At 73.3% G+C, this 23,102-nt stretch carries 16 protein-coding genes, 1 tRNA gene and 1 pseudogene; 14 read left to right on the forward strand and 4 right to left on the reverse strand.

The features are described 5' to 3' along the window. Positions 1 to 127: 127 nt before the first annotated feature. The 3 genes from ACIP60_RS04540 to ACIP60_RS04550 all read left to right on the forward strand — a co-directional run bounded on the left by ACIP60_RS04540 (position 128) and on the right by ACIP60_RS04550 (position 4,603). The gene (locus ACIP60_RS04540) at positions 128 to 2,308 is read left to right on the forward strand and encodes a biotin carboxylase N-terminal domain-containing protein (RefSeq protein WP_400679980.1); all 2,181 of its coding nucleotides are present in this window, start codon (positions 128 to 130) and stop codon (positions 2,306 to 2,308) included. Then, entirely contained in the window at positions 2,305 to 3,345 is a 1,041-nt protein-coding gene (locus ACIP60_RS04545; RefSeq protein WP_400679983.1) for a hydroxymethylglutaryl-CoA lyase, read from the forward strand. Before ACIP60_RS04540 ends, ACIP60_RS04545 begins: the two co-directional genes overlap by 4 nt. Before the next feature lie 67 nt (positions 3,346 to 3,412). After that, the gene (locus tag ACIP60_RS04550) at positions 3,413 to 4,603 is read left to right on the forward strand and encodes an acyl-CoA dehydrogenase family protein (protein WP_400679986.1); all 1,191 of its coding nucleotides are present in this window, start codon (positions 3,413 to 3,415) and stop codon (positions 4,601 to 4,603) included. A gap of 10 nt (positions 4,604 to 4,613) precedes the next feature. Here ACIP60_RS04550 and ACIP60_RS04555 read toward each other — a convergent pair whose 3' ends face one another. The 3 genes from ACIP60_RS04555 to ACIP60_RS04565 form a co-directional block, all read right to left on the reverse strand. Beyond that, a complete protein-coding gene (locus ACIP60_RS04555; RefSeq protein WP_400679987.1) occupies positions 4,614 to 5,408 on the reverse strand; it encodes a hypothetical protein in 795 nt (264 codons plus the stop codon). A 172-nt stretch (positions 5,409 to 5,580) separates the two neighbouring features. Further along, the gene (locus ACIP60_RS04560) at positions 5,581 to 7,407 is read right to left on the reverse strand and encodes a hypothetical protein (RefSeq protein ID WP_400679989.1); all 1,827 of its coding nucleotides are present in this window, start codon (positions 7,405 to 7,407) and stop codon (positions 5,581 to 5,583) included. 375 nt (positions 7,408 to 7,782) lie between these two features. Next, positions 7,783 to 8,292, reverse strand: a complete 510-nt coding sequence (locus ACIP60_RS04565; protein WP_400679991.1) for a universal stress protein — start codon at positions 8,290 to 8,292, stop codon at positions 7,783 to 7,785. Positions 8,293 to 9,469: 1,177 nt separating this feature from the next. Here ACIP60_RS04565 and ACIP60_RS04570 point away from each other — a divergent pair. From ACIP60_RS04570 to ACIP60_RS04590, 5 genes and pseudogenes are all read left to right on the forward strand, one after another. After that, positions 9,470 to 10,459, forward strand: a complete 990-nt coding sequence (locus tag ACIP60_RS04570) for an HAD family hydrolase (protein ID WP_400679994.1) — start codon at positions 9,470 to 9,472, stop codon at positions 10,457 to 10,459. 1,366 nt (positions 10,460 to 11,825) lie between these two features. After that, a pseudogene (locus ACIP60_RS04575) lies at positions 11,826 to 12,843 on the forward strand (helix-turn-helix domain-containing protein); the annotation flags it as partial. A gap of 759 nt (positions 12,844 to 13,602) precedes the next feature. Further along, entirely contained in the window at positions 13,603 to 14,205 is a 603-nt protein-coding gene (gene orn, locus ACIP60_RS04580; RefSeq protein ID WP_100838183.1) for an oligoribonuclease, read from the forward strand. A gap of 114 nt (positions 14,206 to 14,319) precedes the next feature. Beyond that, positions 14,320 to 14,395 (forward strand) — tRNA-His (locus tag ACIP60_RS04585). 238 nt (positions 14,396 to 14,633) lie between these two features. Further along, positions 14,634 to 15,080: a DUF4442 domain-containing protein gene (locus ACIP60_RS04590; protein ID WP_111553431.1), complete on the forward strand. Its 447-nt coding sequence runs from the start codon at positions 14,634 to 14,636 to the stop codon at positions 15,078 to 15,080. Positions 15,081 to 15,188: 108 nt separating this feature from the next. Here ACIP60_RS04590 and ACIP60_RS04595 read toward each other — a convergent pair whose 3' ends face one another. After that, positions 15,189 to 16,253 carry a LacI family DNA-binding transcriptional regulator gene (locus tag ACIP60_RS04595; protein WP_100838181.1) on the reverse strand — a complete coding sequence of 355 codons (1,065 nt, stop codon included), beginning with the start codon at positions 16,251 to 16,253 and terminating at the stop codon, positions 15,189 to 15,191. A gap of 401 nt (positions 16,254 to 16,654) precedes the next feature. Between ACIP60_RS04595 and ACIP60_RS04600 the strand changes: the two genes are divergently transcribed. From ACIP60_RS04600 to ACIP60_RS04625, 6 genes are all read left to right on the forward strand, one after another. Next, positions 16,655 to 17,971, forward strand: a complete 1,317-nt coding sequence (locus tag ACIP60_RS04600) for an ABC transporter substrate-binding protein (protein ID WP_400679997.1) — start codon at positions 16,655 to 16,657, stop codon at positions 17,969 to 17,971. Positions 17,972 to 18,080: 109 nt separating this feature from the next. Beyond that, the gene (locus tag ACIP60_RS04605; protein ID WP_400680000.1) at positions 18,081 to 19,037 is read left to right on the forward strand and encodes a carbohydrate ABC transporter permease; all 957 of its coding nucleotides are present in this window, start codon (positions 18,081 to 18,083) and stop codon (positions 19,035 to 19,037) included. A 1-nt stretch (position 19,038) separates the two neighbouring features. Further along, complete coding sequence (locus ACIP60_RS04610; protein WP_400680002.1) at positions 19,039 to 19,953, forward strand: carbohydrate ABC transporter permease; 915 nt, start codon at positions 19,039 to 19,041, stop codon at positions 19,951 to 19,953. A 59-nt stretch (positions 19,954 to 20,012) separates the two neighbouring features. Beyond that, positions 20,013 to 21,470, forward strand: a complete 1,458-nt coding sequence (locus ACIP60_RS04615; RefSeq protein ID WP_400680004.1) for a glycoside hydrolase family 1 protein — start codon at positions 20,013 to 20,015, stop codon at positions 21,468 to 21,470. 166 nt (positions 21,471 to 21,636) lie between these two features. Further along, positions 21,637 to 22,434, forward strand: coding sequence for a hypothetical protein (locus ACIP60_RS04620; RefSeq protein ID WP_400680006.1), 798 nt, complete (start codon positions 21,637 to 21,639; stop codon positions 22,432 to 22,434). A gap of 89 nt (positions 22,435 to 22,523) precedes the next feature. Next, positions 22,524 to 23,087 (forward strand): Uma2 family endonuclease, encoded by a 564-nt coding sequence (locus tag ACIP60_RS04625; RefSeq protein WP_400680009.1) that lies wholly within the window; start codon positions 22,524 to 22,526, stop codon positions 23,085 to 23,087. Positions 23,088 to 23,102 lie beyond the last annotated feature (15 nt).

Genomic DNA, 23,102 nt, shown 5'->3' on the forward strand with positions numbered 1-23,102 from the left:
ACCGGCCCGGGACAGAAACGGCCCGGGACAGAACCGGCCCGACGGCCCGCAACGGCCGCCGGGGCCAGCACTAGTGACACCTCGCCAACTCGCCCACCGTTCCCTTCCTGACGGAGGAACACCTCTCATGTTCGACACCGTGCTCGTCGCCAACCGCGGCGAGATCGCGCTGCGGGTGATCCGCACCCTGCGGAGGCTGGGCGTGCGGTCGGTCGCCGTGCACAGCGACGCGGACGCCGACGCCCCGCACGTCCGGGCCGCCGACCTCGCGGTCCGGCTCGGGCCCGCCGACCGCAGCGACAGCTCGGCCGCCGAGACGTACCTGCGCGCCGACCTGATCCTGGACGCCGCCCGCCGGACCGGCGCGCAGGCCGTCCACCCCGGCTACGGGTTCCTCGCCGAGAACTCCGCTTTCGCCGAAGCCTGCACCCGGGCCGGGCTGGTCTTCATCGGTCCGCCGCTGGCCGCGGTGGAACTGATGGGCGACAAGATCAACGCCAAGGAGGCCGTCCGGACCGCCGGAGTGCCCGTCGTCCCCGGCAGCGAGGACGGCTCGCCCAGCGACGAGCAGCTGATCGAGGCGGCGACCCGGATCGGCTACCCGGTGCTGCTCAAGCCCTCGGCCGGCGGCGGCGGCAAGGGCATGCGGCTGGTCCGCGACCCGGCCGAGCTGCCCGCCGAGCTCGCCGCGGCCCGTCGGGTGGCCCGTACCGCGTTCGGTGACGACACCCTGTTGTTGGAGCGCTGGGTCGACCAGCCCCGGCACATCGAGGTCCAGGTCCTGGCCGACACCCACGGCCGGACCGTCCACCTCGGCGAGCGCGAGTGCAGTCTGCAGCGCCGCCATCAGAAGCTCATCGAAGAGGCCCCTTCCGTCCTGTTGAACCCTCGGACCCGCGCCGCGATGGGCGCGGCCGCGGTGCGCGCCGCCGAAGCCTGCGGCTACACCGGCGCCGGCACGGTCGAGTTCATCGTCCCCGGCGGCGATCCCGCGGGACCGGGCGCGGACGACGTCCTCGACTTCTTCTTCATGGAGATGAACACCCGCCTCCAGGTGGAACACCCCGTCACCGAACTGGCCGTCGCAGTGGCCGGGCCCGACGGCCCGCAACGGCTCGACCTGGTCGAGTGGCAGCTGCGCGTCGCCGCGGGCGAGGCACTGCCGTTCGCCCAGTCGGACATCTCCTTCCTGGGCCACGCGATCGAGGCCCGGATCTGCGCCGAGGACCCGGAACGGGACTTCCTGCCCACCGGCGGCGAGGTACTGCTGCTGGACGAGCCCTCCGGGGAGGGCGTCCGGGTGGACTCCGGAATCGCACCCGGTGACCGGATCGGCAGCCTGTACGACCCGATGCTCGCCAAGGTGATCGCGTACGGGCCCGACCGCCCGACCGCGATCCGTCGGCTGCGGGCCGCACTCGCCGAGACCCGCATCCTGGGCGTCACCACCAACACCGGCTACCTGCGCCGGCTGCTGGCGCAGCCCGAGGTGACGGCAGGGCGGCTCGACACCGGACTGGTGGAACGCAGTGCCCAGCAGGACGCCTCGCTGCTGAGCTCCCCGTACACCCGTCCCGAGTCGATCGACCTGCTCCACTTCGCCGCCGCACTGCTGCGGCAGCTCGAACTCGGCCGCGTCGGTGCCTCCGACGGCTGGACCGACCCCTTCTCCCTCCCTTCCGGCTGGCGGCTCGGTGGCGAGGCCGCGTGGACCACGCACCGGCTCCGGCTGCCCGGCCGCGAACCGGTCACCGTGAGCTGCCGAATGATTACCAGCGGCGAAATCGAGAGCGCTATCGGTTTTTCCGCGACGTCTACCCCCGAGTGGGAGGTGCGGCTGGGTGACGCACCGGCCCGGCGGGCCCGCGCGAGTCTCGACGGAGACCTGCTGCGCCTTGCGGTGGACGGGTTGCAGGCCACTTTCACGGTCGCCTCGGAGCACACCCCGGAGGGTGCCGTCCACTGGCTGGGCATCGACGGCGACGCCTGGCCCGTTCACCCGTTCGACGTAACCGCCGAGCGCGCCGCGGCCGGCGCCGCCCACCACGGCACCCTCACCGCGCCGATGCCCGGCACCGTCACGGTGGTCAAGGTCGAGCCCGGCGAGCGGGTGAACCGGGGGCAGGCCCTACTGGTCCTGGAGGCGATGAAGATGGAGCACGTCATCTCCGCGCCGCACGACGGCACCGTCGAGGACCTGCGGGTCGCCGCCGGCGCGACGGTGGCCATGGACGCGCCCCTGGTGACGGTCACGGCGGCCGAGGAGCCGTCCGTCCCCGCCGCGCCCCTCCCGGAGGCGACCCGATGACCACCACGCCGTCCGGGCCGACCGCCCCCGCGTCCACACCCACATCCACGACCACGCCCTCCGCCGCAGCCGGACCGACCGTGCTGGAGCTCGGCCTCCCGCAGCCGGTGCGCGATCCCGGGCTGCCCGCCCGGGTCCGCATCCACGAGGTCGGCGCGCGCGACGGGCTGCAGAACGAGGCGGCCCGCGTCCCCGTCGAGGTGAAGGCCGAGTTCATCGCCCGGCTCGCCGCCGCCGGGCTGCGCACCGTCGAGGCGACCAGCTTCGTCCACCCCAAATGGGTGCCGCAGCTGGCGGACGCCGAGGAGCTGATGCCCTGGCTGGCCGACCTGCCCGCGCGGTACCCGGGCCTGCGGCTGCCCGTGCTGGTGCCCAACGAGCGCGGGCTGGACCGGGCGCTGGCGCACCACGCCGCCGAGGTCGCGGTGTTCGCCAGCGCCACCGAGACCTTCGCCCGGCGCAACCTCAACCGCTCGGCGGACGAGGCGATGGCGATGTTCCGTCCGGTGGTCGGGCGCGCCGCGGACGCCGGGATCCCGGTGCGCGGCTACCTGTCGATGTGCTTCGGCGACCCCTGGGAGGGCCCGGTGCCGGTCGAACAGGTGGTCCGCCACGGCCTGGCGCTGCTGGAGATGGGCTGCGCCGAGCTGAGCCTCGGCGACACCATCGGCGTCGCCACCCCCGGCCACGTCAATGCGCTGCTCGACGCGTTCACCCGTTCCGGCGTACCGGTCGAACGGCTGGCCGTGCACTTCCACGACACCTACGGGCAGGCGCTCGCCAACACGCTGGCGGCGCTGCGCTCCGGCGTGACCGTGGTGGACGCGTCGGCCGGCGGCCTCGGCGGCTGCCCGTACGCCAAGAGCGCGACCGGCAACCTCGCCACCGAGGACCTCGTCTGGATGCTGCACGGCCTGGGCATCGAGACCGGCGTGGACCTCGCGGCACTCGCCGCGACCAGCGGTTGGATGGCCCGTCACCTCGGCCGCCCCAGCCCGTCGAGGACGGTCCGCGCCCTACTCGGGCCGACGTCCTGATCCCCGACACCCTCCGACTCCCCACCCTCACCAGGCCCACCAGGCCGCGATCCCGGGAGGATCAGCCGTGCTCGACCACCGCCTGAGCAGTGAGTACGAGGAACTCCGCCGCACCGTCGAGGAGTTCGCCAACGATGTGATTGCGCCGAAGATCGGCGAATACTACGAGCAGAATGAATTCCCGTACGAAATCGTCCGGGAAATGGGGCGGATGGGCCTGTTCGGACTGCCGTTCCCCGAGGAGTACGGCGGCATGGGCGGCGACTACTTCGCGCTCTGCCTGGTCCTGGAGGAGCTGGCCCGGGTCGACTCCTCGGTGGCGATCACCCTGGAGGCCGCGGTCTCGCTCGGCGCGATGCCGATCCACCTCTTCGGCACCGAGAAGCAGAAGCGCGAGTGGCTGCCGAAGCTGACCTCCGGCGAGATGCTCGGCGCCTTCGGCCTGACCGAGCCCGAGGGCGGCACGGACGCCGGGGCGACCCGGACCACCGCGCGCTACGACGAGGCCACCGACGAGTGGGTGATCAACGGCAGCAAGTGCTTCATCACCAACTCCGGCACCGACGTCACCGGGCTCGTCACCGTCACCGCACTGACCGAACCGATCACACATTCGAGTGATGGATCGTCAAATCACTCGCCCACCAGGGAAATCTCCTCCATCATCGTTCCCACTGGGACTCCCGGGTTCCAGGTGTCGAAGAAGTACTCGAAGGTCGGGTGGAACGCCTCGGACACCCGCGAACTGTCCTTCACCGACTGTCGCGTACCCGCCGCCAACCTGCTCGGACGCCGAGGCCGCGGTTACGCCCAGTTCCTGCGCATCCTCGACGAGGGCCGCATCGCCATCGCGGCCCTGGCCACCGGCCTGGCCCAGGGGTGCGTCGACCAGTCCCTCTCGTACGCCGCCGCCCGCCGCGCCTTCGGCCGGCCGATCGGCGCCAACCAGGTCATCCAGTTCAAGCTCGCCGACATGGAGACGCGCGCACACACCTCCCGCCTGGCCTGGCGGGACGCCGCCTCCCGGCTGCTGCACTCCGAGCCCTTCAAGAAGGAGGCAGCCATCGCCAAGCTGTACGCGTCCGAGGCCGCGGTCGACAACGCCCGCGAAGCGACCCAGATCCACGGCGGCTACGGCTTCATGAACGAGTACCCGGTCGCCCGCATGTGGCGCGACTGCAAGATCCTGGAGATCGGCGAGGGAACTTCGGAGGTCCAGCGGATGCTCATCGCCCGTGAACTCGGCATGACGTCCTGAACCGCACCGGTCAGGACGGGAACGGGGGCAGGGCCGAGGCGCCGGCGTTGCGGTCGATCTGGTCGTAGCGCTCCAACGCCAGTTGGAACGCCGTCGACTGGACGCGCGCCGCGCCGGAGAACGGCCCGCTCATCACCGCCACCATGCTCACCCCGAACGCCACGGAGGCGCCCACGAAACACATCAGCACCAGGTTCCGCGGGTTGGAGGTCAGCCCGATCACCGAGGGGGTGGCCAGCACGAACACCGCCCCCACCAGCAGACCGCCGATCGCCAGCGCGGGCACGGACGCACGGAGATCACCCAGCCGCGCGTTCCGCTTGGCGTTGACGTCGGACAGGCTCCGCAGCACATCGGTCCGGGCACTCGCCTCGGCCTGGCTGTGCACGGCGGCCCGGTCGACGGCGGCCCGCACCTGGTCGACCGCCTGCCAGGCGGCCTGACTCCCGGTGCCGTGCCGCATGGTGGCCCACTCGTCGTCGATCACCACCCTGGTGTAGGTCCGCAGCCTGTCCCGCACGGCGGGGCGGTCGGCCTCGGGCAGGCCGCCGGCGGTCCAGTAAGCCTCCGTGAGGGCCCGCGACTCCTCATAGGTGTGCTGACGCGCCGAGTTCAGCTGCTGCCAGGTGCCCGCGATGCTGAACCCCAGGAAGAGCGCGAAGAAGCCGAGGATCGCCGCCCCGGCAAAGGACATCGCCTGCGGTGTCGTCGCCCCTTCCCGCGCCCGCTTGGTCCGCCCCAGCAGCAGGCCGATCACCAGCGCCAGCGCCGCGCCCGACACCGCGGCGAGGGCGACGGTCAGCATCGCGGCCCGACCGTGTCGGCGGCTGCGCCTGCCCTGCCGCCGGCCTCAGGAGCGTGCTCCGAACCGTCCCTTGACTCGACAAGAATGCCAACAGGGCTGCTGGGGCGGAGACGCCGTGTGCTCCGCCGCGGTGTCGCCGCCACCGCTGCCCGCGCCGTCGCTGTCACCGTGGTCACGGCCGTCCTCGCCGACCGCGGTTCCGTGCGGTGAAGGCCGCCGCCAGCACGCACAGCACCGGCAGGAGGATCGCCAGCAGGAGCATCATCACCTCGGCGCCGTCCCAGGTGTCGTCCTCGTCTCCCCGGGGCCAGTCCTCCTCCGCGAACTGGCTCTGCGCCTGCATGCCCGGGGACCGGCCCGTGGCGGGCGCCGACGGCTGCCGGCCCACCGCGGTGCCGGAGGCCCGGTCGGTCTCCCGGCTCGGGCCGGAGGCGGGGGTGGAGGCCAGGACGGAGGAAGATGCGAGGGCGGAGGCGATCCGGCTGTCCGTCGTGCTCGCCGCCGGGTTTCCGGAGAAGGGGTTCGCCGCACCGGACCGTCCCGGCGCGGCGAAGGGTGAGGCGGGCCGGGCGAAGGCGGTCCCGCCCGGCAGCAGCACCGGCGCCTGGCCGGGGAGGAACGGTACGAGCAACTGCCCTGCCAGGGCCGGGGCTCCCGCCGCGGGCTGCGCCTGCCCTGCGACGCCGGGCTGCTGCCCGACCGCGGCAGCCTCCGGTCGGGTACCGGGCGGGACGGAGACCGGGAACAGCCCGGGCGGGACCGCGTCGTTCGAGAGCGCCGGAGCCGTGCCCGTAGCTGCGGTGCCGCCGGTGCCCGTCGTGCCGGGAGCGGCAGGCCCGGCACCGGCAGCCGCACCGCCGCCCTGCCCCTGGCCCGCTCCCGCTCCCGCTCCCGCGCCTGCTCCCGGTCCGGTGACGGGACCCGAGCCGGGGGTGGTGCCCGGCCCGGTCCCGGTTCCGGAGCCCTCACCGGAACCCCCGCCAGCCCCCGGGCCGGAACCGACCCCCTGGCCGACGGGGGCGGGCTCGGTCGGCTCCGGGCGGGACGGGGTCGGTCGCAGTCCGTCGTAGGCCCCGTCCGCCACGGCGGAGACCTGGCGGGGTGCTTGGCGGTTGCCGTCCGGGCCGACGGTCGCGTCGTCCGCCAGGCCGACCGCCCGGGCCGTACCGGTCTGGCGTCCCGGGCGGGCGGTCCCCGTTGCCCGGCAGTCGACGGCCTGCCCGGGGGAAAGGGTGTGCCCACCGTCCGGGCCCGCACAGTCCACCGTGCTCAGGCCGGGTAGTCCCTCGGTGACCGAGGCCGCGGTGATCGGGACGTCACCGAACGCCTCCAGGCGGTACTGGAGTTCAACGGTGCCGCCGACACCGGCCACCGCCCTGGTCGCAGGTCGGGTGGCCGCACCGGCCGTGGGCCCGGAGGCGGTTCCGGTCGCGGATTCGATCGCGGATCCCGGGGCGGATGCGCGAGTGGATTCGAGGATGGATCCGCGGAGGTCGCTCGGGGGCGTTCGAGGTGCGGACCGGCGGGACAGGCCCGTGCCGCCGGGCGTGCCCACCCGGGTGAGCCGGATGCCTGCGGCGATGCCCAGGTAGCCGGTGGGTGCTTCGGCGTGCGCCTGCGGCAGGTGATCGGGCGCATCGGCGACTGCCGCGACCTGCGCGGTCTGCGGACCGGCCGCGACGGTGAAGGTGGCGGTGCAGTCGAGGGTGTCGCCGGGCGGGATGCTCCGGTCGGCGCCGCACGAGAGCCGCCCGCCGGGGAGTTGGGGGTCGCTCAGCACCACGCTGCCGAGCGGGTACTCGGCGTGGTTGCTCAGGTGGTACGTGCGGGTGGCGGGCTCCCCCGCCCGGAGCCGCACACCGGGGTCGGTGCCGGCGTTGGTGCTGACGCTCAGCCTCAACTCGTTGTGCACCTCGCCACCGCGGGTGGTGCCCGCCTCCGACGTCCAGGTGCCGAGGACGGCAGGGGCCAGCAGCGCGATCCCGAGCACGGTGGGCACGGGGCGGCGTGGTGCGGCTGCGGCTGCGGCGAGGCGCCATCGAGCAGTCAGTACGTCGATATGACGATTGGTCACTTCGGCATGATCGGCCAAGAGGGCGATCGTCCCTTGACGCGGCGCACCGGTGTGGTGGGGAACGACTCGATCGGCCGATACCACCAGGTCACGCGGTGGCAGCCCTCGTCCTGGCGGTGGGACTACCGGAGGGCGGGACGGGGCGGAGGCGGGCGCGGGGGTAGGAACGGTTGTGTATGGCTCGCTCGCCTGCCCGCCGACCGCCTGGCCGCGCGCTCCCGCAGGAGGGCGCGGTCGGCTGTACTGCGGCCACAGGTCAGTGCGGGGCGGTGCGAGCCCGGGCGGGTCGGTGCGGGGCGGTCAGGGGATGACGATCACCGGGCGGTTGGCGCGGCGGGCGAGTCGGCCGGAGACGGAGCCGAAGAGCTTGCCGAGCAGGCCGTGGGTGCTGCCGACCACGATGGCGTCCGCGGCGTACTCGCGGCCGACTTCCTCGATCTCGTGGCAGATGTCCCCGCCGCGTTCGATCAGGATCCAGGGGACGCCGGAGAGGAAGTCGGCGCAGGCGAGTTCGAGGCCGAGGATCTCGGTGCGCTGGTCCGGGAGGTCCACGAAGACGGGCGGTTCGCAGCCGGCCCAGACGGTGGTGGGGAGCCGGTTGGCGACGTGGACGATCACCAGGCCGCAGCGGGAGCGTCGGGCCATGCCGACGGCGTAGGCCAGGGCGCGCTCGCTGGAGAGCGAGCCGTCGAAGCCGACCACCACGCCGTGCTGGAACTGCGGGTCGCAGGCGCGCGAACCGTGTTCCTGGAGCTGGGGTTCGCCTTCGCCGTCGCGGCGGCCGACGGCGGGACGGGATCGGTCGGTCATCGCGTCCTCCGCAGTACCGGGTCGTGGTCCGACGACGGCGTCCGCCGCGGGTCCGGGGGTGTCGTTTCCTGGGGTGTCACGTTCAGGGGTGCCACGCGCCGCGCCGCGCCGCGACCGACCAGGAGCAGGGTCCGGGTCGGGGGCGGGCTCGACGGCACGTTCTGGTCCCGGGGCAGGGCCGGGGTCGGGGTCGGTGTTGCGGCGGTGGGCGGCGCGGCCGAACAGTCCGGCCCAACCCGCCCGACTCGCCCGGCCGGAGCGGGCGGCAGGCACGGGGAGACGGACGGGCGGCGGAGGCGGGGCGAGCGCGTCCGCAGGGGCTGCGGGGGCGGCGTCAGGGAAGTGCGGGCTGTCCTCGTGGTCCGGGTCGGGACGGGGTGACTCGTGGCCAGAGCCGACGCCGAGGCCGGGTCCAGTTGCAGGGTCGGGGTCAGAGGCGGGGGCGGGGTCGGGGCCGGCAGGCCGGGCGTCGGGGTGGCGCGGCTGATCGGCGAGCGGCGGGACGCCGGGATTCTCGACAGCGGACCTGCTGTCGTGCGGGCTGCCGTGGGCAGAAGCGGAAGGCTCTTCACCGGCCATGGCTCAAAACTCTTCAACTGAAACGGGCCTACGCAGGGGGACGCGGCGGGGGACCGCCAGGCCCCGGTGGCAGGAACGGCAGCGGTGGCGATGCGTCCGGGAACGACTGGCACCGTTGGCGACCTCTGCCTTTCAGAGTACGGCTCGGAACGGGCCCCGCCCAGCGACGGCACCCTCGTGCGATGAGGTTCCCGCGTGTGGGGGAAACACGCGCTCTGGCGTGCGCCCCCTCGCGGCGGGTTCCCAGGAGCTTGACCGACGGGACGCGATGCGCGCAACAGTGCGACGACACAACGTGACCCGACTGTCATCGCTCCTGCCGATGGGCGGCGCACGGTAGTTGCCCATCGGCCGCGCCCCACCCAGCGTCCTCCGGTGCCCGGCCGTCCCGGTCGGGGCCGTCCCGGTCGGGGCCGTCCGGCCGGGTGCCGGAGCGGGTGCGGCGATTCGGCCGGGGATTCGGTCCGCGCGGGGTTCCTTTTGGGATCATGGTCCGGGTTGCACGCGTACCAACCGGATTCGGCCAATTCGCGGAAATTCGAACCGCCTTTGGCAATTGCCACGTGCATACGTGCTGGCCGCTGGCAGCATGCTCGACATGCCGCTGCTCCTGCTCGACCTCGACAACACCCTGCTGCCCAGGGACGCCGCGTTCAGAGCGTGGGCGGAGGGCTTCCTCGCCGAGAACGGCCTGCCCGCCGGGGACCTCGACTGGCTGGTCATGCTCGACGGCAGCGGCTACGTGCCGCGCAGCACCGTACTGGGTGCGGCGAAGCGCCGCTACGGCATCGACCGGTCGGTCGACTCGTTGCTCGCGCACTACCGGAGTGGCATCAACTCCCACATCCAGTGCCCGGATTCACACGTCGCGGCACTCCGGGAGGCGCGCGAGGCGGGATGGACGCTGGGGATCGTCAGCAACGGCGGGACGCTGCCCCAGCTGGAGAAGATCCGGCTGACCGGGCTCGCCTCTCTGGTGGACGGGTGGGTGATCTCGGAGGAGGCCCGCTGCCTGAAGCCGGACCCGTTGATCTTCGAGGTTGCGGCGCGGCGGTGCGGCTTCCGGCCGGCCGGGGACTGGAAGGCGCAGACCTGGATGGTCGGCGACTACGGTCCGGCCGACATCGCGGGGGCGGAGGCGACGGGGCTGCGCAGCGCGTGGCTGCACCACGGTCGGCCGTGGGCGGAGCGGGCCTACCGTCCGACGGTCAGCGCGCCGAGCCTGCCGGAGGCGGTGCGGGTGATCCTCACCGCAGGTGAACACCCCCTCGCCGGACGGGGATTCGCCGCGGCCACGACCACCCGACCCCAACGGTCGCGCGGTCAACTCGCCATCCCGGCATCCCGGTTGACGCCGCACGGTCCGAGTGCTCCGAACATTCCGAGTGTCCCGAACGCTCCGGTCGCGTCGAAGTCGCCGCTCATCCCGGTCACTCCACTCGCTCCGGCAGCCTCGGGCGCACCGCTCGCCCAGCCGGTCCTGCGGACGAAGTCCGTACCGCTCATGCCGATCGAGTCCGCTCCGGTTCCGGCCTCGGCCACCGTCGCCCAGGTCCGCTGGAGCGACACCGCGACCGCAGCGAGCTGACCGGACATCAGACGCGGGACGCGGACGACGCTGCCGCTGCCGCCACGCACGCATCCGGTTGGATGTTTGCGCCCAAAACCGCTTCTGATAAAAGAATTTGACGGAGCGTCACTGAAAAGGTGCTCCGACGAAGAGGTGTCCCGCCGTTGCGCGCTCCTCGCGCCACCCCGCACCCTCCCGACCCGCCGGCCCGAATGGGGCCGGGTGGAGTCGGTGCTCCGGTTCGACGGCCCGGGGGCTTCGGGGCGGGCCGGGGCAACATCGGCCGGTCTGCGGGCGCGGGAGTCCGGCGAGCGGCGCGAAGGGGCGGCTCGGCGGCGGCGGGGGCTGGGCGAGGTGGTGGTGGGATGCCGCCGGGGCGTGGCTGCGTGGCGCGTGTGGCCGCCTCGGGAGGGATTGGATTCGGACGAATGTGCGGCGCTCGGGGCGGCGGGCCGGGAGGTTCGGGGCGGCGACGAAGCGACGAGGCAGCCGGGATGGGTGGGGGTCGTGGTGCCAGTGGGACGGAAGCGGAACGGAGGGGCTCAAGTGACGGAGCGTGAGGTGAGAGGCGTTCAGGAGTGGCCGGTTCGGGTTGGGCCGGGGGGCTGACGGGGCGCGGGGATCATGGCTCAGGTGTGCGCTGTGGCGCGTGGAAGGCGGTTTCACGCCCCCGATTTGAACCGTACGTTTTCGGCCAACTTGCCTCGCTGCCCTGCCGTTCGGGCAAATCCGCAGCACACAGCGGGCGGTGGGTGCACCGTCGACGGGTGAATCGCCGACAGGTCGTGCGACAACCGGCCACGGTTGTTCGCGCCCCCTTCACAGCGGGGTCGACGGGTGCCACGCTTCGTGATCGAATGCTTCACGCCAAATTGCCATGTCGACATAGCGTCGGATGGTGAACTTGTCACAACGGCAACGGTCCACCAAGTAGATTCGATCTTGGCTCGCAGAGCGGCAGCCGAGACCACCACACCACCGAGGGGGCTGGAGCGCCTTGAGCAGGGTGAGCAGGAGCGACGCGGGTCCTGAAAGCGGCCGCCAGCCGTCGTCCCATCCCGGTGGCACGGCGAGACTCGGCAAGTTCGGTGGCGCGTCGGCCGGTTCGCTGGGTGGCAACCCCGGCGGTGGCCACGGCTCCGGAACCGGCCCTGGAACCGGCAGCGGCATCGGTACCGGCGGCGGCCCGAACAGCGGCCAGCTCCAAGGTGGTCCGGGAGCGGTGACGGGCGCTCAGTACGCCGCGGCCCAGTCCCCCGCGCAGGCGGCCCCCGGCCACGGCGGTCTCACCCCGGGCGGCCACGCCGCCCACAACTCCCACGGCGGTCACGGCGGTGCGGCCACCGCGACGGCGGGTGGCGCGGGCGCGGGCGGTGCGCCGGACGTGCTCGCCGGTCCCGGTCTGCTCTCCTCCCCGCGCAAGCTGGCCGGACGGCGGCGGCGCGAAACGGTGGCGGTGCTGCTGTTCAGCGGGGCGCCGATCTTCGAGAGCTCGATCCCGCTGTCGGTCTTCGGCGTGGACCGGCAGGACGCCGGCGTCCCCCGCTACCGCCTGCTGGTGTGCGCCGGCGAGGAGGGCCCGCTGACCACCACCGGCGGCCTGACGCTGACCGCCCCGTACGGGCTGGAGGCACTGTCCCGGGCGGGCACCATCGTGGTTCCGGCCTGGCGGTCGATCTCGCAGCCGCCGCCGGTCGAGGCGATCGCCGCGCTGCGCAAGGCCCACCACGAGGGCGCCCGCATCATCGGCCTGTGCACCGGTGCCTTCGTGCTGGCCGCCGCCGGGCTGCTGGACGGCCGCCCGGCGACCACCCACTGGATGTACGCGCCGACGCTGGCGAAGCGCTACCCGCGGGTCCACGTCGACCCGCGCGAGCTGTTCGTGGACGACGGCGACGTCCTCACCTCCGCGGGCACCGCGGCCGGCATCGACCTCTGTCTGCACGTGGTCCGCAGCGACCACGGCGCCGAGGCCGCCAACGCGCTGGCCCGCCGGCTGGTGGTGCCGAACCGCCGCGGCGGTGGAGGTCAGGCCCAGTACATCGATCAGTCTTTACCTGAGGAGATCGGCAACGACCCGCTGGCCGAGGTGGTCACCTGGGCGTTGGAGAACCTCAACCAGCAGTTCGACGTCGAGGTGCTGGCGGCCCGCGCGTACATGTCGCGGCGCACCTTCGACCGCCGCTTCCGCACCCTGACCGGCAGCGCGCCGCTGCAGTGGCTGATCACCCAGCGGGTGCTGCAGGCGCAGCGGCTGCTGGAGACCTCGGACCTGTCGGTGGACGACGTCGCCCGCCGCTGCGGCTTCCGCTCGCCGGTGGCGCTGCGCGGGCACTTCCGGCGGCAGCTCGGGGTCTCCCCGGCCGCGTACCGGACCACCTTCCGGGCCCGCCGCCCGGCCGCCGGCGGTCAGGTGGCCCCGGTGGTCCCGAACAACGCCCTGGCCGAGCGCGGCCCGGGCCAGAACGGGCACGCCCCGGCGTCCCACGGGCCCGCCGTCCACGGCGCCCACGGCGCCCACGGTGCTTCGGCGCACGGGCCGGTGACGCACGGTCAGCCGACTCCGGCCGGTGCCGGATCGGCGGGCGGTCCGCTGGGCCGGCCGACCGGTCCGGGCGGGGGTGCGGCGGGGCAGCAGCGTCCGCGTCCGCTGGTGCCGCCGCAGGCCGGTCCGCCGCCGAGCGCCTTCGGTGCGCGCTCGGCGGAGCGTCCGGGCGACCCCCGGTACGCGGGTCGCGGCACCGGCCCGGCGGCGCACGGCGGTCAGTCCGGTCAGTCGGGTTACGGCGGTCAGTCCGGTCACAGCGGTCAGGCGGGCCACGGCGGCGGCCAGCCCGGCCAGGCCGGGGGCCCGTACCCGGGTGCCCAGCAGGGGTCGTCGCCCGCGCACGCGCACGCGCAGCCCTCTCCCGGGCAGCCGGTGCGGCCGAGCGCGGCGTACCCGGGCGGGCGCGGGTCGGGTCCGGCGGAGCGTCCGGACCGTCCGGTGGAGCACGCCATCGCGGAGGACGCGACCGGCGAGCAGCCGAGCGCCCGGGGCCGGCAGGCGGCGCACCGCCCGGAGGCCGAGCCGGAGCGCGGGGCGCGCGACACGGCGGACTTCGCCCCGGACGGGGCGCGTGCGGTGTCGGGGGCGCGCGATCGCGCCGTAGGGTGAAGGCGTGAATGACCGTCTGGTATGGATCGACTGTGAGATGACCGGCCTCGACCTCGATCGGGACGCCCTGATCGAGGTCGCCGCCCTGGTGACCGACTCCGAGCTGAACGTGCTCGGCGAAGGCGTGGATGTGATCATCCGCCCGCCCGCCGAGGCGTTGGCGAGCATGCCCGAGGTGGTGCGGCAGATGCACACCTCCTCGGGCCTGCTCGACGAGCTCGCGGACGGCCTGACCATGGCCGAGGCCCAGGAGCAGGTGCTGGCGTACGTCCGCGCGCACGTCCCGGAGGCCGGCAAGACCCCGCTGTGCGGGAACTCGGTGGCCACCGACCGCGGCTTCCTGGCCCGGGACATGCCCGAGTTGGAAGGGCACCTGCACTATCGGATCGTGGACGTCTCCTCGATCAAGGAGCTGGCCCGCCGCTGGTACCCGCGCGCCTACTACAACAGCCCGCAGAAGGGCGGCAGCCACCGCGCGCTGGCCGACATCCGCGAGTCGATCGCCGAACTGCGCTACTACCGCGAGGCGGTGTTCGTCCCGCAGCCCGGCCCGGACAGCGACACCGCGCGGGAGATCGCCGCCCGCCACCAGGTGCCCACCACCTGACCAGCGGACCGGTCCGATCGGTCGGGGAAACCCTGGCGCGAGCATCCCTCCGCATCCTGTAGAGTTCTTCCTGTCGGAGCGGGAACGCGAGAGCGGGAAAGCACCTGACAGATGGTGGGTGTAGCTCAGTTGGTAGAGCACCTGGTTGTGGTCCAGGTGGCCGCGGGTTCGAGTCCCGTCACTCACCCCATCGCACGAAGGCCCCGGTCGAGGAATCGACCGGGGCCTTCGTCGTTCCCGCCCGGAACGCCAATACGCCAATACGCCGGACCGCCGGTACACCAGTACGCCGAAACGGCTGCGGCTGCGGCAGCGGCAGCGGCGATTCGGGACGGGGGCGCACCGGTTGGAGCGGTCGGCCCCGCGCGGCGGGAGGGGGCCGCCGACCGGGCATGGACGGCCAAGCTACCCGCTAGTAACATCGCGGCATGACCACTACTGCGATCGGCGAGCTGCTCACGTCCACCGTCCCGATGGTGAAGACCCTGCAGCTGGAGTACCTGGAGACCACCCCGGAGCGGGCCGTGCTGCGGCTGCCCGACCTGCCGGAGTACCGCAACCACGTGGGCGGGCCGCACGCGGGGGCGATGTTCACGCTGGCCGAGTCCGCCAGCGGGGCGATCGTGCTGGCGGCGTTCGGCGACCAGTTGGGGCGCGCGGTGCCGCTGCCGACGGTCGGCGAAATCTCGTTCAAGAAGCTCGCCCGCGGCGTGGTGACCGCCACCGCGACGCTCGGCCGGCCGGTCGCCGAGGTGATCGCCGAGTTGGACGAGGGCCAGCGCCCCGAGTTCCCGATCACCGTGGAGATCACCCGCGAGGACGGCGCCGTCACCGGCGTGCTGGAGATCGTCTGGACCCTGCGCCCCAACTCCTGAGCACCCGGCGGGCCGACCGGGCCGGGGCGACCGCACACCCCGACCCGGGCGGCACGCGGGAGACGGCGCCCCACGCCCCCACGCCCGCCCCACGCGCCCGCCCCGCCGTCAGGCGGAGTCGCGGACGATCAGCTCGGTCGCCAGCACCACCTGCCGCCGGGCCCGGCCGCGTTCGTGGATCTCGTCGAGCAGCAGGCGGGCCATGGTGCGGCCCATCTCCTCGATCGGCTGGCGGACGCTGGTCATCGGCGGGTCGGTGTGCCGGGCCACGATCGAGTCGTCGAAGCCGATCACCGCGACGTCGTCGGGGATCCGCCGCCCGGCGGCCCGCAGCACCTGCATCGCGCCGGCCGCCATCACGTCGGAGGCGCAGAACACGCCGTCCAACTCGGGCCTGCGGTCCAGGAGTTCGCGCATCGCGACCCGGCCGCCCTCCTCGGTGAAGTCGGCCAGGCCGACCAGTTCCTCGTCGTAGGCGTGGCCGGCCTCCTCCAGGGCCCGGCGGTAGCCGCCGAGGCGGGCCTGGGCGACCTCCATGTCGAGCGGGCCGGTGAGGGTGGCCACCCGGGTGCAGCCGCGCCGGAGCAGGTGGCGCACGGCCATCCGGGCGCCGCCGGCGTTGTCGGCGTGGACGTAGCTGAGCGGTTCGAGGTCGCTGCGGCGGCCGGCCAGCACGGAGGGGATCTCCAGGCTCTCCAGCAGCCCGGGCAGCGGGTCGTCGCGGTGCACCGAGACGACCAGGACGCCGTCGACGCGCTGGGCGGTCAGGTAGGCCGAGAGCCGGTCCCGCTCGCGCTGGTTGCGGACCAGGATCAGCAGCAGCTGCATGTCCGTCTCGGCGAGTTCGGCCGAGACGCCGCTGATGATGTCGGAGAAGTACGGCTCGGAGAACAGCCTGGTCTCGGCCTCGGGCACGACCAGCGCGATCGAGTCGGTGCGCGAGGTGACCAGGGTGCGGGCGGCCCGGTTGGGCACGTAGCCGAGTTCGGCGATGGCGGTCTGGACGGCTTCGCGGGCCTTGGCGCTGACCCGGGGGGAGCCGTTGATCACTCGGGAGACGGTGCCGCGGCCGACGCCGGCCAGCGCGGCCACCTCCTCCAGGGTGGGGCGCGCGGTGGCTCTGCCGCCGGCGCCCGGGTGGAGCGCGTCGGGGCGCTGTGCGGTCGGGCTCATCGCTACACCTCTCGGTCTCTGGGACGGACGGGACGGACGGGGCGGACGGGATGGATCCGGTGGACCCGCCCGGGCCCGTACGGACTGTTCATTGTGGCCGGTCCCGCCGCGTTTCCGACCATCCGGGGCGGTCCGGAGCGGTCCGGGGCCGACCCGGGCGGGAGCCCGGGAGCGTCGGCGGCGGCGGTGACGGAGGTGGAAACGCTCCGGCAACGTTTATGTCACCACGTCTTGACACTCACCCCCGCGACACAGCAACCTTCCGGCATGCCAGCTGTGGGAGCGCTCCCACACTGTAGCCAAGATTCAGCGCACCAAGAACACCCACGAAGCTCTCGTTTCCCGCCCGGCACGACCACGCCACACCCACGGAAGACACCCGGACAAAGGAGTTCGCCCCCATGCGCACCACCTCCCGCCCCCGCAGAGCAGCCGTCGCCGCCACCGCGGTCCTCGCCGCGTCCACCCTGCTGCTCACGGCCTGCTCGTCGAGCTCGGACAAGGGCGGCTCCACCGACGCCAACGGGAAGATCACCCTCAACGTCGGCGACTTCGGCACCTTCGGCTACGTGGAGGCCGGCCTGTACGACGAGTACATGGCCGCGCACCCGAACATCACCATCAAGTACGACACGGTCCAGGACGGCCAGAAGTACTGGGACGCGCTGACCACCCACCTGGCCTCGGGCAGCGGCCTGGCCGACATCCAGGCGGTCGAGGTCGGCTACATCGCGCAGGCCACCAACACGCTGGGCGACAAGTTCGTCGACCTCGGCAAGGCCGAGGGCGTCAACCCGGCCAACTGGCTGGACTGGAAGTCGAAGCAGGCCACCACCGCGTCCGGTTCGCTGATCGGTCTGGGCACCGACATCGGCCCGATGGCGATCTGCTACCGCACCGACCTGTTCCAGCAGGCCGGCCTGCCGACCGACCGCGCGGAGGTCGCGAAGCTGTGGGCGGGCGACTGGTCCAAGTTCGTCGAGGCGGGCAAGGCCTACCAGGCCAAGGCCCCGGCCGGCACCTTCTTCACCGACTCCGCCTCGGGCCTGTTCAACGCCGCGCTGTCGGCCCAGCCCGAGCAGTACTCGGACGCCTCCGGCAAGCTCGTCTACAAGACCAGCGCCGGCGTGAAGACCGCCTGGGACCTCGCGGTCGCCGCCTCGCAGGCGAAGATCAGCGCCGGACTGCGCCAGTTCCAGGACCCGTGGAACGCCGCGTTCGCCAACGCCAAGTTCGCCACCGTGGTCTGCCCGTCCTGGATGACCGGCATCATCAGCAAGTACTCCGGCGACTCCGGCAAGGGCAAGTGGGACGTCGCGGCCCCGCCGGTCGCCTCCAACTGGGGCGGCGCCTTCCTGACCGTCCCGAAGGCCGGCAAGCACACCAAGGAGGCCGCGGCGCTCGCCGCCTGGCTGACCGCGCCGGAGCAGCAGGCCAAGGTCTTCACCAAGGTCGGCAACCTGCCCTCGACCGTCGGCGGCCTGCAGCAGCCCGCCGTCCAGGGCGCCAAGCAGGAGTACTTCAACAACGCGCCGACCGGCCAGATCTTCGCCGCCGCCGCGCAGTCCATCAAGCCGGCGCCGATCGGCGAGCAGGACGGCAACGTGAAGACGATCATCACCGACAACGGCATCCTCGACATCGAGGAGCACGGCACCGACCCGGCCAAGGCCTGGGCGAACGTGTCCAAGCTGATCGACGACAAGACCAGCAACTGATCCGGGCCGGCCGCGCGCCGGTAGCCGGTCCCTACTGCCCGGCCGGGTCCGCCCACCCGGCCGGGCGCCGTTCCGCCGCCCCTCGCCACCTCCGGGAAGGAAACCCCAAGTGGCCACCCACGTCCGCGCCGAGGCCCCGCCCGCGCGCCCCGCCTGGCGCTCCCGCCTGTACCGGTTCGACCTGAAGGCCTCCCCGTACGCCTTCATCGCCCCGTTCTTCCTCTGCTTCGCCGCCTTCGGCCTCTTCCCGCTGATCTGGACGGGCTGGCTGTCGCTGCACTACGTCGACCTGCTCAAGCCGGACGTGATGGAGTGGCGGGGCTTCGACAACTACACCCGCCTGTGGTCGAACGACCAGTTCTGGACGGCGCTGCGCAACACCTTCACCATCGGCGTCATCTCGACCGTCCCGCAGCTGCTGACGGCGCTCGGGCTGGCCCACCTGCTCAACTACCGGATGCGCGGCCGGGGCTTCTTCCGGGTCGCGATCCTCGCCCCGTACGCCACCTCGATCGCCGCCGCGACCCTGGTGTTCGTCCAGCTGTTCAACCCGGACTACGGGTTCGTCAACTGGATGCTGGGCACGGTCGGGATCCACCCCAACTGGTACTCCGAGACTTGGCCCTCGCAGATCGCCATCTCCACCATCGTGACCTGGCGCTGGACCGGCTACAACGCGCTGATCTACCTGGCCGCGATGCAGGCGGTGCCGAAGGACCTGTACGAGGCGGCCAGCCTGGACGGGGCCAACCGCTGGCAGCAGTTCACCCGGATCACCGTCCCGTCGATCCGCCCGACGATCATGTTCACCATCATCGTCTCCACCATCGGCGCCACCCAGCTGTTCGGCGAGCCGATGCTGTTCGGCGGCGGCGTCGGCGTGTCCGGCGGCTCCGCGCACCAGTTCCAGACGCTCAGCCTCTACCTGTACGAGCTGGGCTGGCCGTCGCGCCAGCTGGGCCGCGCCTCGGCGGTGGCCTGGACGATGCTGCTGCTCCTGCTGCTGCTCGGCCTGGCGCAGTACCTGATCACCCGTTACCGCAAGCGCCACGAGCTGGGAGGCTGACATGGCCGCCACCCTGTCCACTCCTTCCACCCGCGGGGCGGTGCCCGCCGAGCAGGACCGCCCGCGCGGCCTGTTCCGCCGCGGGGCGGGCGACCACGACAAGGCGGGCCCGGTCGCCTACCTGCTGCTCGGGATCGCCGCCCTGATCTCGCTGTTCCCGCTCTACTGGACCTTCGTCGCGGCCTCCAGCACCGGCGAGCGGGTCGCCCAGTCGCCGCCGCCGATGGTGCCCGGCGGCGAGCTGTGGACGAACATCACCACCGCCTGGGACCAGGCGGACATGGGCACCGCGCTGCTGAACTCCACCGTCGTGGCGGGCTGCGTGTCGCTGTCCACGGTGCTGTTCTCCACGCTGGCCGGCTTCGCCTTCGCCAAGCTGCGCTTCCGGGGCCGCAACGCGCTGCTGACCCTGGTGGTCGCCACCATGACCATCCCGCCGCAGCTCAGCGTCATCCCGCTGTACCGGATCGTCACGAAGCTGGACTGGGGCAACCACCTGCAGTCGGTGATCCTGCCCTCGCTGGTGGCCGCGTTCGGCGTGTTCTTCATGCGCCAGTTCCTGACCGAGGCGCTGCCGTTCGAGCTGATCGAGGCGGCCCGGGTGGACGGCGCGAACAGCCTGCGGATCATCTGGCACGTGGTGTTCCCGATCGCCCGGCCCGCGATGGCGGTGCTCGGCATGCTGGTGTTCGTGCAGTCCTGGAACGACTTCTTCTGGCCGTTCGTGGTGCTCACCCAGCAGAACCCGACCGTGCAGGTCGCGCTCTCCGCGATCGGCGGCGGCTCCGGCCACGACATCAACCAGGCCGTGATCATGACCGGTGCGCTCGTCGGCACCCTGCCGCTGCTGTTGATCTTCGCCGTTCTGGGGAAGCACATCGTGGGCGGCATCACCTCCGGTGCCGTCAAGAGCTGATCCGCCGGAAGACCGGATACACCGCCCTGTCCACCCTCGAACCATGGGAGCGCTCCCGTATGACCATGACCGATCCGACCACAGCCGCCCACGCCTCCGTGGCGGCCCCCCGGGTGGCCTTCCCGCCCGGCTTCGCCTGGGGCGCCGCCACCGCCGCCTACCAGATCGAGGGCGCCGCCGCCGAGGACGGCCGCACCCCCTCCATCTGGGACGCCTTCGCCAGGACCCCCGGCAAGGTGCTGAACGGCGACACCGGCGACGTCGCGGTGGACCACTACCACCGCTTCCGCGAGGACGTCCGCCTGATGGCCGACCTCGGCCTCACCTCGTACCGCTTCTCGCTGTCCTGGCCGCGGATCCAGCCGACCGGCCGCGGCCCGGCCGTCGAGCGCGGCCTCGACTTCTACCGGGCCCTGGTCGACACCCTGCTCGAACACGGCATCTCCCCGGTGGCCACGCTCTACCACTGGGACCTCCCGCAGGACCTGGAGGAGGCCGGCGGCTGGCCGGTCCGGGAGACCGCCCACCGCTTCGCCGAGTACGCGGCGCTGGCCGCCGGCGCGCTCGGCGACCGCGTCCCGGTCTGGACCACCCTCAACGAGCCCTGGTGCAGCGCCTTCCTCGGCTACGGCTCCGGCGTCCACGCCCCCGGCCGCACCAACCCGGCGGACGCGCTCAAGGCCGCCCACCACCTCAACCTCGGCCACGGCCTGGCCGTCGGCGCGCTGCGCGAGGTGCTGCCCGCCTCGGCGAAGGTCTCGGTCTCGCTCAACCTGCACCTGGTCCGCCCGCTCACCGACACCCCGGAGGACCGCGAGGCGGCCCGCCGGATCGAGGCGGTCGGCAACCGGGTCTGGACCGGCCCGATGTTCAAGGGCGGCTACCCCGAGGACCTCAAGGCCGACACCGCCCACCTGGTCGACTGGGACGAGCTGGTGCGCCCCGGCGACGAGGCGGAGATCGGCCGTCCGATCGACCTGCTCTGCCTCAACTACTACAACCCGACCGTCGTCTCGGCCCCGCGCGCCGACGCCGCGGGGAGCGCCGAGGCCGCCCGCAACGACGGCCACGGCGACAGCGAGTTCAGCTGCTGGCCGGGCTCCGAGGACGTGGTCTTCCACCTCGCCAACGACGACGTCACCGCGATGGGCTGGCCGATCGACGCCTCCGGCCTGACCGACTCGCTGATCGGCATGCACCGCGACTTCGGCCTGCCCCTGATGGTCACCGAGAACGGTGCCGCCTTCGACGACGCGGTCGGCCCGGACGGCGAGGTCCACGACCCGGAGCGGGTCCGCTACGTCGAGCTGCACCTGGCGGCCGTGGCCGAGGCGATCGCGGCGGGCGCCGACGTCCGGGGCTACTACCTCTGGTCGCTCCTGGACAACTTCGAATGGGCGTACGGCTACAGCAAGCGCTTCGGCATCGTCCACGTCGACTACGAGACCCAGCGGCGCACCCCCAAGACCAGCGCCCGCTGGTACGCGGAGGTGATCCGGCGCGGGGGGCTCGCCTGAACTCCCGTGCGCCCGCACGGTGTGACGGAGTGTGAGCGACGGGCGTGACCGCGGGGAGTCCCGCTCGTTCTCCCCTGGTGTGCGGACCAACCACGCGAAGCGACCGCGACGTTCGGACACCACCCGGCAGCGGTGGGGACGGCCCGGGGCACTGGCGGCGGGCGGCATGCTCGCCGCCCAGGTGCTGGGCCTCGGCCTCGGGGCGGCCGACGCCCGCGCCGCCGACACCGGGCACCCGCCGCACCACCCCGGCCGCGCCCTCGGCACCGTCGTCCGCCCCGGCTCGGACGACGGCGACCCGCTCGACGGGCCGGTCGGCGAGGCGGCCGGTACGGTCGGCGCCGTCGGCACGGCCGGTGCGGCCGGTGCGGCCGGTGCCGTGGACGCCCTCGACCCGGCCGGCACCTCGGGCGGCGCGGGCGGCGCGCTCCCCCTCGGCGCGGTCGGCGACCGGCCGGTGCAGGGCCTCGGCGCCACCCTCGGCCACCACCTCGGCACCGGCGAACTCCCGCTCCCCGGCCACCACGCCGACGCCTTCTCGCTCGCCGCCGGCCTGCTCTCCGGCGTCCCCCCGCAGCTCCGCCCCGAGAACGGCCCCCGCGCCTCCCGCTCCGGCCCCGCGAACGGCCGCGACCCCGACGGGAGCACCGCCCCCGGCGCCCCCGCGCCCACCGTCCCGGCCCAGCGCACCTCCGCCGATACCCCCGCCACCACCACCGCCGCGGCCCCGGCCGCCGCCGCCCCCGCCGAGCCCCGCACCCCGGTCCCCCGCCCAGCCCCGCCGCTCGGCACCCCGGCCCCGCGCCCCGCGCCCACCACCCCCGACCGCGTCGCCCTCACCGCCGCGCCCACCCGCCCGGCCGGCGAGGGCACCGTCGCCGTCCTCCTCCCCATCGCGGCCGGCCTGCTGCTCACCGCCGCCGCCATGTACAAGCACCGCGGCCTCCCGGGCGGCGGCCACTGACCCGGTCTCCCCCTGGTATCGCCGAACGGCGCCTGTGGGGACAATGGAGGCATTCCGCTCCACGGCGTCGAAGGAAGGTGGGAAGGATCGTGAGTGTCGCCGTTTCCGATCACCCTGGGCCGTGGACGGTCGAAGACGTCCTCGCCCTGCCCGAAGACACCCGCCATCGCATCGAACTGGTCGGGGGGGCCCTGCTGACGAGCCCCAATCCCGGAGTTCCGCACCAGCGGATCAGCTCGCGGCTGTGGGCACTCCTCGATGCCGCAATCCACACCTCGGGCGCCCCGTTCGAGGTGCTGGAGGCCGTCAACGTGCTCGTCCCCGACGGCCTGCTGATCCCCGACCTGGTGATCGCCGACGCGTCCGCCGCCGCCGGGGCGGGGGCCACCCTGCACGCCGACGACGTGGTGGTCGTCGTCGAGATCGCCTCGCCGTCCACCAGGGTCATCGACCGCCGCACCAAGCCCGGCCTGTACGCCGCCGCCGGCATCCCGCACTACTGGCGGCTCGACCTCGACCCGCTGCCCGGCCTCCACCTCGGCCGGCTCGACCGGGACGGCGGCTACCTCGACCGCACCGTCCGGCCCGGCGAATCCACCGCCCTCACCGACCCGTTCCCGCTCGACCTCGATCCGGCCGTGCTGCGCCGCTGACCGCTGACCGGCGGG

Origin of the sequence: Kitasatospora sp. NPDC088783 (genome assembly GCF_044750705.1) — a bacterium.
Classification (GTDB): Bacteria; Actinomycetota; Actinomycetes; order Streptomycetales; family Streptomycetaceae; genus Kitasatospora; species Kitasatospora fiedleri.

Bases quoted from the DNA above. Each gene is read 5' to 3' on its own strand.
- ACIP60_RS04595 (WP_100838181.1), bottom strand. From the start codon at position 16,253: ATGAGCCCGACCGCACAGCGCCCCGACGCGCTCCACCCGGGCGCCGGC.
- ACIP60_RS04555 (WP_400679987.1), bottom strand. From the start codon at position 5,408: ATGCTGACCGTCGCCCTCGCCGCGGTGTCGGGCGCGGCGCTGGCGCTG.
- ACIP60_RS04600 (WP_400679997.1), top strand. From the start codon at position 16,655: ATGCGCACCACCTCCCGCCCCCGCAGAGCAGCCGTCGCCGCCACCGCG.
- ACIP60_RS04540 (WP_400679980.1), top strand. From the start codon at position 128: ATGTTCGACACCGTGCTCGTCGCCAACCGCGGCGAGATCGCGCTGCGG.
- ACIP60_RS04570 (WP_400679994.1), top strand. From the start codon at position 9,470: ATGCCGCTGCTCCTGCTCGACCTCGACAACACCCTGCTGCCCAGGGAC.
- ACIP60_RS04610 (WP_400680002.1), top strand. From the start codon at position 19,039: ATGGCCGCCACCCTGTCCACTCCTTCCACCCGCGGGGCGGTGCCCGCC.
- ACIP60_RS04620 (WP_400680006.1), top strand. From the start codon at position 21,637: ATGCTCGCCGCCCAGGTGCTGGGCCTCGGCCTCGGGGCGGCCGACGCC.
- ACIP60_RS04545 (WP_400679983.1), top strand. From the start codon at position 2,305: ATGACCACCACGCCGTCCGGGCCGACCGCCCCCGCGTCCACACCCACA.
- ACIP60_RS04615 (WP_400680004.1), top strand. From the start codon at position 20,013: ATGACCATGACCGATCCGACCACAGCCGCCCACGCCTCCGTGGCGGCC.
- ACIP60_RS04590 (WP_111553431.1), top strand. From the start codon at position 14,634: ATGACCACTACTGCGATCGGCGAGCTGCTCACGTCCACCGTCCCGATG.
- ACIP60_RS04565 (WP_400679991.1), bottom strand. From the start codon at position 8,292: ATGACCGACCGATCCCGTCCCGCCGTCGGCCGCCGCGACGGCGAAGGC.